Source organism: Mesoplasma tabanidae, assembly GCF_002804025.1.
Lineage (GTDB): Bacteria > Bacillota_I > Bacilli_A > Mycoplasmatales > Mycoplasmataceae > Mesoplasma > Mesoplasma tabanidae.
The window spans coordinates 772,625-789,615 of record NZ_CP024969.1 but is presented as its reverse complement, the minus strand read 5'-3'; the positions used below and the strand labels follow the sequence as shown (position 1 = coordinate 789,615).

At 27.8% G+C, this 16,991-nt stretch carries 17 protein-coding genes; all 17 read left to right on the top strand.

Annotation, left to right across the window (positions count from 1 at the left end; genetic code table 4):
- Positions 1–81 precede the first annotated feature (81 nt).
- The 17 genes from rpmE to tuf all read left to right on the top strand — a co-directional run bounded on the left by rpmE (position 82) and on the right by tuf (position 16,959).
- The gene (gene rpmE, locus MTABA_RS03580; RefSeq protein ID WP_100679797.1) at positions 82–360 is read left to right on the top strand and encodes a 50S ribosomal protein L31; all 279 of its coding nucleotides are present in this window, start codon (positions 82–84) and stop codon (positions 358–360) included.
- Between the two features lie 104 nt (positions 361–464).
- Positions 465–2,342 carry a hypothetical protein gene (locus MTABA_RS03575; RefSeq protein WP_100679796.1) on the top strand — a complete coding sequence of 626 codons (1,878 nt, stop codon included), beginning with the start codon at positions 465–467 and terminating at the stop codon, positions 2,340–2,342.
- A 13-nt stretch (positions 2,343–2,355) separates the two neighbouring features.
- Entirely contained in the window at positions 2,356–3,300 is a 945-nt protein-coding gene (locus MTABA_RS03570; protein ID WP_100679795.1) for a DHH family phosphoesterase, read from the top strand.
- 2 nt (positions 3,301–3,302) lie between these two features.
- Positions 3,303–3,914 (top strand): thymidine kinase, encoded by a 612-nt coding sequence (locus tag MTABA_RS03565; RefSeq protein WP_100679794.1) that lies wholly within the window; start codon positions 3,303–3,305, stop codon positions 3,912–3,914.
- A gap of 2 nt (positions 3,915–3,916) precedes the next feature.
- On the top strand, positions 3,917–5,008 hold the full coding sequence (prfA, locus tag MTABA_RS03560) for a peptide chain release factor 1 (RefSeq protein ID WP_100679793.1): 1,092 nt from the start codon (positions 3,917–3,919) through the stop codon (positions 5,006–5,008).
- A complete protein-coding gene (gene prmC / locus MTABA_RS03555; protein WP_167373340.1) occupies positions 5,001–5,855 on the top strand; it encodes a peptide chain release factor N(5)-glutamine methyltransferase in 855 nt (284 codons plus the stop codon). The genes prfA and prmC overlap by 8 nt, the downstream gene beginning before the upstream one ends.
- An 8-nt stretch (positions 5,856–5,863) precedes the next feature.
- The gene (locus MTABA_RS03550; protein WP_100679791.1) at positions 5,864–7,369 is read left to right on the top strand and encodes a hypothetical protein; all 1,506 of its coding nucleotides are present in this window, start codon (positions 5,864–5,866) and stop codon (positions 7,367–7,369) included.
- Positions 7,359–7,865: an L-threonylcarbamoyladenylate synthase gene (locus MTABA_RS03545; RefSeq protein ID WP_100679790.1), complete on the top strand. Its 507-nt coding sequence runs from the start codon at positions 7,359–7,361 to the stop codon at positions 7,863–7,865. Before MTABA_RS03550 ends, MTABA_RS03545 begins: the two co-directional genes overlap by 11 nt.
- Positions 7,853–8,518: a hypothetical protein gene (locus tag MTABA_RS03540; RefSeq protein WP_100679789.1), complete on the top strand. Its 666-nt coding sequence runs from the start codon at positions 7,853–7,855 to the stop codon at positions 8,516–8,518. Before MTABA_RS03545 ends, MTABA_RS03540 begins: the two co-directional genes overlap by 13 nt.
- Positions 8,519–8,613: 95 nt before the next feature.
- Complete coding sequence (locus tag MTABA_RS03535; protein WP_100679788.1) at positions 8,614–9,528, top strand: hypothetical protein; 915 nt, start codon at positions 8,614–8,616, stop codon at positions 9,526–9,528.
- A gap of 90 nt (positions 9,529–9,618) precedes the next feature.
- Complete coding sequence (locus MTABA_RS03530) at positions 9,619–10,344, top strand: hypothetical protein (protein WP_100679787.1); 726 nt, start codon at positions 9,619–9,621, stop codon at positions 10,342–10,344.
- Entirely contained in the window at positions 10,344–11,903 is a 1,560-nt protein-coding gene (gene cls / locus MTABA_RS03525; protein ID WP_167373339.1) for a cardiolipin synthase, read from the top strand. The genes MTABA_RS03530 and cls overlap by 1 nt, the downstream gene beginning before the upstream one ends.
- A 9-nt stretch (positions 11,904–11,912) precedes the next feature.
- Positions 11,913–12,461, top strand: coding sequence for a hypothetical protein (locus MTABA_RS03520; protein WP_100679785.1), 549 nt, complete (start codon positions 11,913–11,915; stop codon positions 12,459–12,461).
- Positions 12,462–12,565: 104 nt separating this feature from the next.
- The gene (gene rpsL / locus MTABA_RS03515; RefSeq protein WP_100679784.1) at positions 12,566–12,979 is read left to right on the top strand and encodes a 30S ribosomal protein S12; all 414 of its coding nucleotides are present in this window, start codon (positions 12,566–12,568) and stop codon (positions 12,977–12,979) included.
- 80 nt (positions 12,980–13,059) lie between these two features.
- Complete coding sequence (gene rpsG / locus MTABA_RS03510) at positions 13,060–13,527, top strand: 30S ribosomal protein S7 (protein ID WP_100679783.1); 468 nt, start codon at positions 13,060–13,062, stop codon at positions 13,525–13,527.
- Positions 13,528–13,564: 37 nt separating this feature from the next.
- Positions 13,565–15,634 carry an elongation factor G gene (gene fusA, locus MTABA_RS03505; protein WP_100679782.1) on the top strand — a complete coding sequence of 690 codons (2,070 nt, stop codon included), beginning with the start codon at positions 13,565–13,567 and terminating at the stop codon, positions 15,632–15,634.
- Positions 15,635–15,774: 140 nt separating this feature from the next.
- Positions 15,775–16,959 carry an elongation factor Tu gene (gene tuf / locus MTABA_RS03500; RefSeq protein WP_100679781.1) on the top strand — a complete coding sequence of 395 codons (1,185 nt, stop codon included), beginning with the start codon at positions 15,775–15,777 and terminating at the stop codon, positions 16,957–16,959.
- Positions 16,960–16,991 lie beyond the last annotated feature (32 nt).

Below are 16,991 nucleotides of genomic sequence, written 5' to 3'. Positions count from 1 at the left end.
CTTTTAAATAAAAATGTTATATAATTTTTAAGTACTGAAAAAGTATCTATATGAAAACATAGTGTGAAAGGAGATACATCTATGCCAAAAAAAGATATTCAACCAAAATACTTCGAGGAAGCAAAATTTATTTGTACAACTTGTGCTAATGAATTTGTTTGTGGAACTACAAAAAGAGAAGAAATGAGAATTGATGTTTGTTCAAACTGTCACCCATTCTTTTCAGGAGCACAAAACTTTGCAAACACTACAGGTCGTGTTGAACAATTTAAATCAAAATTTGCAAGAAAAGAAGCTATTAATGCAACTGCTCAAAAAAATTCTGAAGAACAAAAATCAAAAAACAAAGAAAATAAATAATTTAGACCACAATAGTGGTCTTTTATTTGCCTAATTGGTTTAATTAAAAGCTTAAATGATTTAAAATATAATAAATGTATTGTCTTTAGTAAGGAAGGTAAAAAATGTCATATAAAATTAAAAATTTTACGCCTTCTAGTGTTAAAGAGGGGCTTAAAAAAGTTGATTTTGAATCTAAATCAGGACAAATAACAAATGTTTATTTAGAAGATGAAAAACAAAAATCATTTAAAAAAATAATTCTGGGGCGACAAAAAAATAAGACTGGTAGATATCAAGTAGATAATGAAGATGTAATTAATAGAAGTTTTGTTAAATTAAGAACTGAGTATATTAAAACAGATACCTGATTTGAGCGTTTAATTCCGACAAAATGAATTTTGGCACTTTCACTTCTTTCTGATTTGCAATTCTTAAGAAATGCTAGAATAAAATATGCTGAAAAAAAATATGATTACTTATCATTAGTAGACTCAAAAAATGATCTTTCTGATTTAAAGCTTAGAAGAGATATTGATGAAGCTATTAATAAATTTATTAAATTCTCAAACGAATCTCATGAAAAAATTATTAATAACCTAGATGATGTTTTATCAAAACTAAATGAAAGTATGTCTCAAAAAATGTTTGTCGAATTTTCACCTCAAGTTAAAGTTTTATCAAAAGCATTATATGATATTGAAAAAGACGCTTTGCTTAAAAAAAGAGAATTTAAATTTGTACAAGTACTATACGATCGAATCGAAGCATTAAATGGATTGCGTGATTCATGTACATGTGAATTCAATACAAAAAAATCAAATAATAAATTACTAAGAAAAAGAAAAGCATTATTTGAGTACAAACAGACAAAATTTATTGTAGAAAAACAATTAAAATTTTTAAATATTAGATTGAACAAATTGCGATTAGAAAGTATTATTTTAATTTTTAGAAAAAAAACAATAAATTCACAATTTAAATTTGAATTAGACAAATTTTACAAGACATATTCAGTAGCTAAAGAAGTTCAGCAAGAAGTTTCAGCTGAATTAAACACTTGAAAAAAAATAATTAAAGATAGAATTAATGATCAAAATCACACAGAAAAAAAATTCTTGTTTAACTTTATTAAAGCTGAAGCGTCTTTACTAACAAAATTCATAATTTCTAATATTCACAATTATCACAAATTAATTTTGACTGGTGAAGTTAAATATGGAAACAAAAATGAATTCATTTCATTAAGAAAACATTATAAAAAGCAAATCGTACCTATTTTTAAACAAGCTGAAAACTGAATGGAAAGTAACTTTAAAAACTTAGACATAAATTTTGAATGATTCTTAAAAGGAAGTTTTAAGCTTTCATCATTAAATATGATTTATGTTAAAATTTTAAAAGCAATTAACTTAGGCAAAAAAAATATTGTAATTTCAGACTTCTTGCACTTACTAACAAACAAGGATTATGAAATGCTTTTTGAAACTATTAGCAAAATAAATGAATTTTATCCTGACATATCATTTATTATTTTGCATTCTAAAACATTTACTATAAGTGACTTAAATAAAAATAAAAAAATTTATTGATCAAGAAATAATGAATTAGTCAAAACAAGTACAAAAGAATTTTTTGAGAAAAATTTAATTGAAATTTGTAAAAATGAATTAGGTGAATCAAATGTTTTTGCGTTTGCAAAAGAATCTGAAAATTTAATTGATGTAGAAAATAGATTATGGAATGTTAATGCAAAAAAATTTAATCAAAGTGGTTTTATATTTATAAATCCATTGGAAATATCAACAGAGTTTATTGAGAATAATTCCTTACCAATAAATGTTAGAATTATTAGAACAAATAAATATCATGATAAAAATATGTATTTTGGTGTAACAAGAAATAAAACTAAAGTATATTTTTATTCTGAAGATAAAACATTTGAAAGAGAAAATGAGGCTGTTCTTTATTTTGAAGAACATTCTATATCAGCAATAATATAAAAAGGAGAAAAAAATGAAAGAAACAAATTACAAATTATTAGTTAAAAAAATAAAAAAGTATAAAAATATTATTATTTTAAAACACATTAGACCTGACTGAGATGCACAAGGCAGTTCAATGGGATTAGCTTATTTAATACAAGAAAACTTTGCTGGAAAAACAATTATTGTTCCTGGAGACAGATTAGATGATAATAATGATTTTTTTAATGAACAAATCACTGATGAGTTTATTAAATCAGCTTTAGTTATTACAGTTGATACAGCGACAAAAGCAAGATTGGATTTTGACAGATATGATGAGGCAATTGAAACATTTAAAATTGATCACCATGTAAATATTGATCCATATGCAAAAAATGAAATTGTTCATGAAACAGCAATGGCATGTACAGAAGTAATTACCTTATGAGCAGAAGCAATGAAATTAAAATGAAATTCAAATGCAGCATCAAACTTATATAAAGGTTTATTGACAGATAGCGGAAGATTTTTATTTCCTAATACTAGTTATAAAACTTTTAATGCAGCTAAAATACTACTTCAAAATGGTGCTAATTTAAAAGCTGTTCACGATTCACTATTTGTTTCGGATTTAAAAAGAAAACAATATGCAAACTTTGCATTTTCAAAATTGGTTTTATCTAAAAAAGGTGTAGGACACATTACAATCACTAAAGAAGACCAAAAACCTTGAAAATACTCATATGAACAAATTAAATCTGCTTTAGGTACAATGAGTGGAATTGATGAAATCAAGATATGAGTATTAGTAATTGAACTTGAAAACGAAATTAAAGTTTCAATCAGAAGTAGAGATTATGAAATAGATAAAATTGCAAATAAATATGATGGTGGTGGTCATAAATTAGCAAGTGGATGTAAATTAAATTCATTAACTGACATCAGTAAGCTTGTTAAAGATTTAGAAGCAGTTATTAAAAAAGGTAATAAATAGTTATGATACCAAATAGAGATACAATTGAGCAAAAACAATTAGGTTGAGTTGAATTAATAACTGGTTGTATGTTTGCTGGTAAAACAGAAGAATTTATTAAAAGATTACGCAGACACGCATTTGCTAAAAGAAATGTCATTGCTTTTAAACCTGTAATAGATACCAGATATGCAATTAATGAAGTTGCTTCGCATGCTGGAACTTTATTATCTTCTATACCTGTTAATTCAACTGCTGAATTAAGAAAAAAACTTGAAACAAAAATTTTAGAAAAAAAAGTTGATGTTGTAGGCATTGATGAAATTCAATTTTTTGATGAAGAAATAGTTGATTACATTGAAGAATTAGCTGATCGTGGAATTATAGTTATAGTTACAGGTTTGGACAAGGACTTCAGAAGCCAACCATTTAAAAATGTTGACAGAATTTTACCATTGGCTGAAATGGTCGATAAATTAACAGCAATTTGTCAGAAATGTGGCAATTTTGCGAACAGAACACAAAGAATAATTGATGGTAAACCTGCTGAATGGAATTCGCCATTAATTTTAGTTGATGGTAATGATAGCTATGAAGCAAGATGTAGAAACTGTTATCAGATAGAAAAGAGGTAAACATGAATCCAAAAACTTATGAAGCATTAGAAACAATGCAAAAAAGAGTTGAGCAAATAGATAAGGATTTACAATCTGAAGAAATTGTATCTGATGTTAAGAAAATGCTTGAACTTAATAAAGAAAGAGCAAATTTAATTGATGTTGTAGAAAAATTTGTCGAATACAAAACTATAATTCAAGCAGTGTCTGATGCCAAAGAAATTTTAGGTAATGAAAAAGATGCAGAGATGATTGAGTTGGCTAAGATAGAGTTATCAGAAAATGAAGATGCAATAGAACCTATTGTTAAAATTATAGAAGAATTACTTTTACCAAAAGATCCTAATGACGATAAAAACGTTATTGTCGAAATAAGAGGTGCAGCTGGTGGTGATGAAGCAAACATTTTTGCTGGTGATCTATTAAGAATGTATAAGTTATATGCAGAAACTCAAAATTGGAAAATAACTATGCTTGATGCAAGCTCTTCTGAAGCTGGTGGTTTCTCGCAAGTTTCATTTATGGTTAAAGGTGAAAGAGTTTATTCTAAATTAAAATTTGAATCTGGGGCGCATAGGGTTCAAAGGGTTCCAAAAACTGAAGCAAAAGGTCGAATTCAAACTTCTACCGCAACTGTTGCTGTTTTACCTGAAATGAGTGATGTTGAAATTGAAATCAAGAATAGTGATTTAAGAATTGACACATATCGCTCATCTGGAGCTGGAGGACAACATGTTAATACAACAGATTCAGCAGTTCGTATTACACATATACCAACAGGTGTAGTTGCTGCATCTCAAGATGGAAGAAGTCAACATGATAACAAAGATATTGCAATGACAATGTTAAGAGCAAGGATATATGAAGCAGAACTAGAAAAACAACAAGCTGAAGCTGATGCAACGCGTAAAAACGCTGTTGGAACAGGTGCCAGAAGTGAAAAAATTAGAACATATAATTATCCACAAAATCGTGTAACAGATCACAGAGTTGGTTTGACACTGAACAAACTAGATCAAGTTATGGAAGGAAAAATAGATGATTTCATTATTGCATTAGTTAATGATGAACAACGTCAAAAAGTTGAAGCTCAGTTACAAGAAAATGAATAAAATTAATATTAAGTTTGCTTTAGATATGCTTTTAAATAATAACAAGATTGGAAAATCAGATGCTATTGAAATAATTTCTTTTGTTACAAAAATAGAATATTCAGAAGTAATGTTTTTGCAAGCAAATGCATTATCTAAAAAACAACTTAATCAAATTATAAAAATTTCAAAAAGTGTAGCTAAAGGGAAACCTTTAGCTTATATTTTAGGCTACAAAATTTTTAGAGCGCATAAATTTTTAGTAAATAAAAACACTTTAATACCAAGAATCGAAACTGAGCAAATAGTTGACTATGTAAACGAGTTTATTAATCAACAAGATAAAAAGATGGATATACTAGATCTTTGTTCTGGATCAGGATGCATAGGACTTTCTATAGCAATTGAAAATGAAATTAATAGTTTAGTTCTTTGTGACATATCAAAAAAAGCATTAAATGTTTCTGAGAAAAATATTAATCTAAATAATTTAAACAACCAAGTTAAAATTGTAAAAAGTAATTTTTTAAATTCTATAATTATTAACAAAAATAAATTTAATATTTTAGTTTGTAATCCACCATATATTGACATTAATGATAATGATATTGACTCAAGTACATTAAAATATGAACCTAAGATAGCTTTGTTTGCTGAAGATAATGGTTTATTGTTTTATAAAGAAGCTATTAAAAAAATTGAAAAAGTTATGAAGTTAGATGAAAAAATGATGCTTATTTTTGAAATAGGTTGAAAACAAAAAAATGATTTAGAAATATTTCTACAGACGGAAATAGGTTTAAAATATAAATGAAAGTTTGAAAAAGATTATTTTGGTAATTGAAGGTATATGATCATAAATAACTAGGAGAGTAAATGGAAAAAAAGGTTGAGTTCAAAAATAGGTTTAGACTAAACTTTGGAATAAAAAACAAGGTTGCTTCTATTCAAGAAAAAAATGCACACTTATATAAAGTTGCTTTTTTTAGTATGCTTATTTTTATTGTTCTTATGATACCTACTTATATATTTAGTTGAATTGTATTTTCAGATATTAATTTAAAAATTTATTTTGATAACTGAAAAGAACTTTCTCTTATTTTAGATTTGCCTTCAAAAACACATATTTTAACACCTGTTTATATAGGTTGAGCTTTTTTTATAATAACTATATTTGGTTTTGTCCTACTTAAGCCTTTGCTAACTGCCACAGGAGTTAATAATAAGTTGAAAACAAGTTTTTGAATTTTTGTAATCTCATTTGGAATATTAGCAGCGCTAATGTCATCAATTGCACAATATGAATACTCAAAATTTCAAGAATTTTTTACTTTTGAATCTCTTATTGAACAAACTGAAAATAATTCGTTAAGAGAAGTACCACCAGTTATAGCTGAGATTTCAAAACAATTTACGAATAATAAAGAACACGCTTATAAATGAGCTTCTGAAGATGCTGTATGATGAATTTTATTTATTCAAATAATTGCAATTTTTATGCTTTCTTTAAGTATTCAAAATGCAATGATTGTTGAAGCAGAAAATTTAAATATAAATAAATATATTGATTATATTAGCAACAGAAAAAAAGAATTAAGCCAAAACAGAATGAAATCCTTTTTATCAAAAATATTTAAAAATTCTGATAAAAATATTTCAAATTGAACTATTTTTGCAGCTGGGTGTATTCTTTTACCACAATTTATATATGTAATAATGATTTCTTTTGATACAACAAAAGTAGCTATGTTGACTAGAACTATTCATGTGTTACCTGAACTTTTAAAAAGATATGGAGTTGAAAATAGTTTATTAGACCCAAAATTCACAGATATTTTAAAATATCAAAATAGTTATTTTGTATATTGTTCTCTGCCAATAATTGGTTTAGGAACAACTATGGCAACTTTTATGTATTTTGTTTCAGTATCAATTCGTGGAGAAAATAAATCACAAAATTTATTTATAACGCAATACTTTATAATTTATGGAAACTTACTGTTACTTACATGTTTAAATATTATTTCAAAAGTGCAAGTAGGTAATTTAGTCGAAGCATGAAACTATGGAACAGAAAATAATAACAGCGCAGGTCATGATTTTATTTCATCAATTAAATCAATAATGGGTGATTCTGATTACAACTTAATTAAAGATGCATATTATTTAGATAAAATAGATGGTAACATACAATCTGCTTGAGAAAATACAATAAATGTTATTGCTGAATCAATTATATTATTTGGAATATTAATATCATCATTTTTAATTATTGGTTTTAACATTATGAAAACAACTTTATTTAAAAAAAGAGTTGGTGCCCAAATTAAATTTTCTCAGATATTAGCTAAAAGAAAAAAAGGTAATAAAAATGTTAAATAAAAGTCAAGTTAATAAAGCAACTAAGCAAATTAGTAAAGGTGAAGTTATCATTTTGCCAACAGATACAATATATGGATTATCTGCTGCGTGAAATAAAGAAAATGAAGTAAAGATTAATAAAATTAAAGGAGCTATGCTAAATAAACCTTTAATTATTTTGGTTTCAAATATAAAGCAATTAGACGAGTTAAATATAGCAAAAAACGAATTTAGTGATTTATTATTTGAAAAATCAACAACTGTAATATTTAAAACTATTGATAACTTAGAAACTATAGCTGTTAGATTGATTGAAAGAGAAGATATTAAATCAATAATTAATGTTACAGGCCCAATTTTTTCAACTAGTGTAAACATTCATGGAAGTAAACCAATAAATATAAAGGAAGAATTAATAAGCTTTAATAAAGAAGTTGAAGTTTATTTTGATCAAGATGTACTAGATACTAAAGCATCAAAAATATTTAATTCTATAACTAAAAAATGAGTTCGATAAAATCAAAACATTTCATAAATGATGTATCTGAATATTTTGAATATGATGAAGTCACGTTATCTTTAAAATTAATAAAAAATATTGATTATAATAATAGTAATTTTAATTTAACTTATTATATTGATGAAAATAAAAAGTTAGTTCTTGATTCAATCGAACAACTGTGTCAAATAAAATTTCCGTTTATTCAAAATCCGTCAAATAAAGTATTAGATCAGATATTTTTAAGAAATAAAATTGCAAAAGAATTAATAATTAATTCTGTTGTTAAAAGAAAATCTGAATCTCTAAAATTCGAAAAAACTGATGAAGAACACAAATCAGCGATTAATATTGCAAAATCAGTTGTCCATGATTTAAATAAGTTTATTTATAAACATAAAATAAATCACTCTATAGCAAATTTGTTATTAGCTAATGTTCAAGCAGATGTTGATTTTTATGGAAAAATTGACTTACTTCTTAAGTCAAATGACAGTTGATTTTTATGCCTTTTTAAATTTAGTAAAACACCTTATGATGACAAGTACAAATATGAAGCACGTATGCTAAAAAAATTAATTGAAAATAATTCAGATATTAGAAATTTAAAAGTTTTTATCTTTAATCCACTTGCAGATATTGTAATAAAAGAATTAAACGTGCAAAAATAAAGGTTTTTAATAACTTTAACAATTTTTAAGTATTCTTTTTAACACTAAAGTGGTATATAATTAATAAGTAATTTATAAAAAGAGGAGAAGTTCGCATGAGAGATACTTATGATATTGTTTTTGACCACAAAGATAATAAACACTTCAACCAAGATTTAAGCAACTTAATTAAAAGATCACCAAATAATAATTTTGAAAAGTGATTGTTTAAGGATAAGCAATTAGAAAACTTTTCACCCATCACAATAGTTAATGAAAAAAATGAAATTATAGCAGCTTTAGGTATTTTGAAATTTGATGTTTTCATTAGCGGAGAAAAATGTAGTGCAGTTCAAGTTGGAAACTTTTTCGTGAAAGAAGCGTATCATGATGAAAATTTAGAAGAAATTTTAATTGAGGCAGCAATTTACAAATATTCAAACTTAGTAGACATTTTAATTTCATATTGTGGTATTAAGGATGAAGAAATTTTAAAAAAATCTGGTTTTGAAAGAAGACAAGAATATTTATTTTTCCTTCCATGAAATAATAAAGAAAAATCAGAGTCATCAAAAATAATTAAACTTGATCTATCAATTGCTCATGATTTTGAATTAGTTAAAGAAACAATTTTACATTCAAGCAAACAATCAAGTATATTAGACACAAAAGGAGATAGTTTAGTTAAGTTTCATAATATTCAAAAATACTTTGAAGATGATTTATGATACATTCCGTCATTAGAAGCAGTAGTGTGTTTTAGAATTAAAGATGGTATATTTGATTTTATTGGTTCATTCTCATGTCACAACATTGATTTAAAAGAATTGTTAAATATTGTTGTTCCAAGTGGAATTAAAAGAGTTGACTTTGGATTTATGCCAGATATTAAAGATGGCATTCATATAACAAAAACTGAAACATTTATTAAAACAGGTATGGACGTGCATTCATGTTTATATTTAAGAGAAGTAACAACTGGATTGAAAGATAAGAAATTTATGTTTCCACTTCTTTCAAGACAAAAATAAAAATATAAACACAATGGTAAAATGGCTATTTGTGTTTTTTTATTTTAAAAGCATATAATTAAATTAAAATGAAGCAAAAGGAATTTATAAATGTTTAAAGTTTCAAAAAGTATAAAAGGACAAAAACATTTCATTAAATCAAGAAAAAACGAAATTAATTCTTGATTAATGGAACATGGAATATCAAAAAAAGAAGCTAAGAGATTAGTTATTTTTGCTCAAGAAAATATAATACTTAAGTTGTTTTTAAACTTAATAGCTTTTGAAGGCAAAAACAGAAAAAACTATACTAATGAGATAATTCATATTGTTCTTTATTCAAGGCTACTTTATACAAACTTAGATTCAGCTGAAACAAAAGAAATAAAAATTGAAAAAATAAAAATAACAAAAATAATTGAAACATTATTACCAGCAATTGAAAATAATGATATTTTAAAAATTAATTATGAAAAAGAAGCGTTCAATGAAATAAAAAGTTTTTCTAGCTTTTCTGATGAAATAATTAATAAAAGAAAACATTTTTATTACGCTAAAATAGGGATAATATTTTCTAAAATATCTGATAATAAAATTGATAGTTTTTATAAATATGGATATTTACTTTCAATGTATGTAATTACATATTTTGAGTCTGATTTTGAAGCAAACATAAATACATATAATAACTTTTTACTTAAGTTAAAATTAAATGATTGATTGTCAGAAACAACAAAACAAATTTCGCCATTTTATTTCAATAGTATAATTTCAAAAACAAATAAATGGTTAACAACTAAAAGTAAAATGTTTAAGTTTAAGGAGGGTGCTTGATAATGAAAAAACCATTTGTAGCAACAGCTTCATTAATAGTAATGTATAGTGTTGGTGGAGCTTTATATATTTCAATTAACTTATCACTTAACTTTTTTATATCAAATCCCTTGCCATTTATTTTTTTCATTTCAATAACTCACTTATTTTCTGTAACGTGAGCCATTGTAGTTTTGTGTAACAGAAAAAGAAGAATAGAGACTAGAATTAGATGAGCACTATTTATTATTTTGATTCCTTTCTTTGGAATTATTTCATACTATTTATTAGGAAGAGTTTATAAATATAAAAAAAATAAAAATTATTTATATAATAAAAACTCTACTAGTGCCTTACAATCTAAAACACAATATGACATTGAAAACTTGAAAGAAATTGAAAAAGAAGTTCCAGAATTTAAAAGGTCATTCATGATGACATTTGAGCAACAAAAAGAAAGCATTTATTCAAATACGGAAATCCAATACTTGGAATCGGGTAATCAGTATTTTGCAAATTTATTAAATGATGTTAATAATGCAAAAGAATACGTTTTAATCAATTGCTATATAATTTCAGAAGGTGAATTTTTAAATAAATTAACTGATTTATTAATTTATAAAATGCATCAAGGAATAAGAGTATATATAATATATGACTTTTTGGGGAGCTACGGAAGATTTACAAAAAGCAAAAAAAGACTTGTTCAAGAAGGTGCGCACTTAATTGCATATTCTCCTATTCATTTTCCTTTTTTAAAGTGAAATGCAAATTATAGAGATCACAGAAAAGATATTTCAATTGATGGTCAAATAGGATATTTAGGCGGAATTAATATGTCAGATGAATACATCAATAAAAGCGGTGTATTTGGTTATTGAAATGATTCAGCCATTCGATTGGTTGGAGAAAGTGTTCAAGAAATTGAGTTAATTTTTAAAAAAGATTGAAATTTTTATGCAGGTAAAAAGCAAAATAAAATTGAAAAGTTAGAGCCTAAATTTGGAAAGGCAATAAGAAAGCGTTTTGTTACAAATGATTTTGTACAAATAGTTTCAGATGGACCAAATCATGAGAGGCCAATTTGCCTAGAATTACTTCTTAACTTAATTCATTCTGCCCAAAATAGAATTTGATTAAAGTCTCCATATTTTATACCGCCTCCTGAAATTATAAATGCCTTATGTAATGCTGCTTCTACAGGGCTTGATGTTCGTATATTGTTACCTGGAAGAACTGACAAATTTTTACTACTTGAAGTTTCAAAACATTGAACTAAAAAAATGTTTGAAAATGGTGTAAAAATATATTCAATGAATGATACTTTTATTCACGAAAAGTCATATATTTTTGATGATGCTATTTCATTTACAGGAAGCTCAAATTTAGATTATAGAGCTTTATTTTGTGATCAACAAACTATGGCTTTGATTAAATCAAATAAAATAAATAATGATATTGCAAAAAAAATGATTCAAGACATTGAAAAATCATTCGAGTATAAATTCATGCCAAATAAAGATTTGTCTATTTGAAAAAGAGCGGTTGTAAAAACTTACAATATAATGGCTCCACTGTTATAAGGAGTAAAAATGAATATAGAAAAAATAGTTTACAATCAAATTAACAAATCCTATCAAAGTTTCAAAATGTTAGATTCGTTTTTATTTGATAACCAAGTTAAACATTTTTTGGTTAACAATTTTAGAATAGAAAATGTTGCTCAGTTAGAAGAAGTCATAAAAATAGTTGGATTTTGTAAAAAATATAACCTGATTTTCTTTCAAAGTGTATTAGAAAAACTAGAAAATGAATTCATTTTCTATAAAAAAACACTTGCAGCTTTTTATAAAAATACTGAAAATTTTAAAACATTTTTAAATGAAAATTTTGAAAAATTATTTATTGTTAGTTATCAAGAAAATAAAGAATATATTTTGACATCCAACGATATTTTTTGCCAATTTGTAAAAGAAGTGGTAGAAAACAATGCAAATTATCAAATTGATGAAAAAACTCAAATATTAACACAATTATTAAATTATATAAATTTAAATAGACATAAAAATAATTTTTCAATTCATCTCACATTTAATAAACAAAAAATAATTACATTAATTGAATTGTTTAAAATAATATAAAAAAATATGCACTTATTAAGATAAGTTTGAACTTTTACTTAATTAAGTGTATAATTTATTTATGTGAGTTCAACACACACGGAATTGTGAAAGGAGGAAATACAATGCCAACAATCAATCAATTAGTTAAAACAAATCGTAAAGCTAAAACTTGAAAAACAAAAGCACCCGCTTTAAATAGAGGGATAAACTCATTGAAAAAGAAAGTAACTAAAGTTTCTGCACCTCAAAAAAGAGGAGTATGTACTCGTGTTGCTACAATGACACCTAAAAAACCCAACTCTGCGTTACGTAAATACGCTCGTGTTAGATTAACAAATGGAATGGAAGTTAACGCATATATCCCAGGAGAAGGACATAACCTTCAAGAACACTCAGTTGTTTTAATTCGTGGGGGGCGTGTAAAAGACTTACCAGGGGTACGTTACCATATTATTCGTGGAACATTAGATACTCAAGCAGTTAACAACCGTAAACAATCTCGTTCATTATACGGGGCAAAAAGACCTAAAAAATAATCTAATTAAATTTAGAACTACCGTGAGATGAACCGCAAATAAGTATCACAAAATTATAAATCAAGAAAGGAGTCAAAACTATGCGTAAAAATAGAGCAGAAAAAAGAGATGTTTTAGCAGATCCAATTTATAACTCAAAATTAGTTACTCGTGCTATCAACAAAATTATGTTAGATGGTAAGAGAGGAACAGCTCAAACTATTATTTATGATGCATTTGACATTATCAAAGAAAAAACTGGTGAAGAACCAATTGAAGTATTTAACAAGGCTATTGAAAACATTAAACCACACTTAGAATTAAAAGTTCGTCGTATTGGGGGAGCTAACTACCAAGTGCCAGTTGAAGTTTCAGATGAAAGACAAGTTACTTTAGCTTTACGTTGATTAATCAACTATGCAAGATTAAGAAACGAGAAAGTTATGACTGTTAAATTAGCAAACGAAATCGTTGACGCTGCAAACAACATGGGTGGATCAGTTAAAAAACGTGAAGACACACATAAAATGGCAGAAGCTAACAAAGCATTCGCACATTACCGTTGATAAGATCAACAATTATTTTATTTAGATAGGAGGCAAAATTATGCCAAGAGAATTTAGTTTAGAAAATACTCGTAACCTTGGAATTATGGCTCACATTGACGCTGGAAAGACTACTACAACAGAACGTATTTTATTCCACACAGGTAAAATTCATAAAATTGGTGAAACTCATGAAGGAGCTTCACAAATGGATTGAATGGCACAAGAGCAAGAACGTGGTATTACAATTACTTCAGCTGCAACTACTGCATTCTGAAAAAATAACCGTTTTAACATAATTGATACTCCGGGTCACGTTGACTTCACTGTTGAAGTAGAACGTTCATTACGTGTTCTTGATGGAGCTGTTGCAGTTCTTGATGGGCAATCAGGAGTTGAACCTCAAACAGAAACTGTTTGAAGACAAGCAACTACTTATAGAGTTCCTCGTATTGTTTTTGTTAACAAAATGGATAAAACTGGAGCAGATTTTATCTACTCAGTTAAATCAATCGGGGACCGTTTAGGAGCTAAAGCTGCTCCAATTCAATTACCAATCGGTGCTGAAGATAACTTCACAGGATTAATCGATTTAGTTGAAATGAAAGCTTATGAATTTGATGGAAAAGCTGAAGAAATTGCTAAAGAAATTGAAATTCCCGCAGATTTAAAAGACCAAGCAGAAATTTTAAGAAGCGAATTAGTTGAAGCTGCTGTTGAATATGATGAAGAATTAATGATGAAATTCTTAGATGGTGAAGAAATCACTATCGCTGAGTTAAAACAAGCAATCCGTAAAGGGGTTATTGGTGCAGAATTCTTCCCAGTATTAGCTGGTTCAGCTTTTAAAAATAAAGGGGTTAAATTATTATTAGATGCAGTTGTTGACTACTTACCATCACCTTTAGATGTTCCTGCAATTAAAGGGGTTTTACCAAATGGTGAAGAAGCAGAAAGACATGCAGATGACAATGAACCCTTTTCAGCTCTAGCTTTCAAAGTTATGACTGACCCATTCGTTGGAAAATTAACATTCTTTAGAGTTTACTCAGGTATTCTTACAAAAGGAAGTTATGTATTAAACTCAACAAAAGGGGATAAAGAACGTGTAGGACGTATTTTACAAATGCATGCAAACAACCGTAACGAAATTGAAGAAGTTTATGCTGGAGATATTGCAGCGGCTGTTGGATTAAAAAATACTACAACAGGTGATACTTTAGTTGATGAGAAACATGAAATCATTTTAGAATCAATGGTATTCCCAGAACCAGTTATCCAATTAGCTTTAGAACCAAAAACTAAAGCGGATCAAGAAAAAATGGGATTAGCATTATCAAAATTAGCAGAAGAAGATCCAACTTTTAGAACATATACTGATGAAGAAACTGGACAAACTATTATTGCTGGTATGGGTGAATTACACTTAGACATTATTGTTGACCGTATGAGACGTGAATTCAAAGTTGAAACAAACGTTGGAGCACCTCAAGTTTCATACCGTGAAACAATCAAATTACCAGCAAAAGCTGAAGGTAAATATGTTAAACAATCAGGAGGACGTGGGTCATATGGTCACGTTGTTATTGAATTTGAACCAAATGTTGATAAAGGGTTTGAATGAATTGACAAAATTACTGGAGGACGTGTTTCTAAAGAATATATTAACGCAGCTCGTGTTGGTTTAGAAAACACACTTACAAATGGGGTAGTTGCTGGATACCCAATGATCGATGTTAAAGCAACAATCGTTGATGGATCAATGCATGATGTTGACTCAAACGAAATGGCTTATAAAATTGCTGCATCATTTGCTTTGAAAGAAGCATGTAAAAAAATGAATCCAGTTATCTTAGAACCAATCATGAACGTTGAAGTAACTGTTCCAGATGAATACTATGGAGATGTAATGGGTAACATTTCATCAAAACGTGGATTAATCGAAGGATCAGAACAAAGAGGAAACGCACAAACTATTAAGTCTAAAGTTCCTCTAACAGAAATGTTTGGTTATGCAACAGAATTAAGATCATTCACACAAGGACGTGGAAACTACACTATGATTTTCAGTCACTATGCTGAAGCACCTAGATCTATTGCAGAAGAAATTATTAAAAAATCAGGTAAGTAGTAATATATAATTGCACTTATTGATGTAAAAAGTTAAAATATTCTTAATTAAAAGAATAATAAAACGCCCCTACGGGGGCGGTAAAGATACTAGAAAGTAAATCTAATATCGCTAGATATAAATAAAGGAGAAATACAAAAATGGCAAAAGAAGCTTTTGACCGTAGTTTACCTCACGTTAACATTGGTACTATTGGACACGTTGACCACGGTAAAACTACATTAACTGCTGCTATTACTAAAGTTTTAGCAGATAAAGGTGGAGCAGAATTTAAAGATTACGCAAATATCGATAACGCTCCAGAAGAAAGAGAACGTGGAATTACAATTAATACTTCACACGTTGAATATAAAACAGAAAACAGACACTATGCACACGTAGACTGTCCAGGACACGCCGATTATGTTAAAAACATGATTACTGGTGCTGCTCAAATGGATGGTGGGATCTTAGTTGTTGCTGCAACTGATGGACCTATGCCTCAAACTCGTGAACACATCTTATTATCAAGACAAGTTGGAGTTCCAAAAATTGTTGTTTTCTTAAACAAATGTGACTTAGTTGATGATGAAGAAATGATCGACTTAGTTGAAATGGAAGTTAGAGACTTATTATCAGCTTACGACTTCGATGGAGAAGGAGCACCAGTTATCCGTGGTTCTGCTAAAGGAGCACTTGATGGTGATGCTAAATGAGTTGGAGCTATTGAAGAATTAATGGCTGCAGTTGATGAATACATCCCAACTCCAACTCGTGATTCAGATAAAACATTCTTAATGCCTGTTGAAGACGTTTTCACAATTACAGGACGTGGAACTGTTGCTACAGGACGTGTTGAACGTGGAACAATTAAAGTTAACGAAGAAGTTGAAATCGTTGGTTTAGTTGAAGAAGCTAAAAAATGTGTTGTTACTGGATTAGAAATGTTCAGAAAATTATTAGATTTTGCTGAAGCTGGAGACAACGTAGGAGCATTATTACGTGGTGTTGACAGAGAAGGTATTGAACGTGGACAAGTTTTAGCTAAACCTGGAACTATTAAACCTCATACTAAATTACAAGCATCAGTTTATGCATTAACTACTGAAGAAGGTGGACGTCATAAACCATTCTTTAACAAATACCGTCCTCAATTCTACTTCCGTACAACTGATGTTACTGGTGAAGTAACATTGCCTGCTGGAACAGACATGGTTATGCCTGGAGATAACGTTGAAATGACAATTGATTTAATTAAACCAATTGCTGTTGAAGATGGAACAAAATTCTCAATCCGTGAAGGTGGAAGAACTATTGGAGCTGGAACTGTTATTTCAGTTAACTAATAATCAAAATTAAAAATTGCTGCTAAGCAATT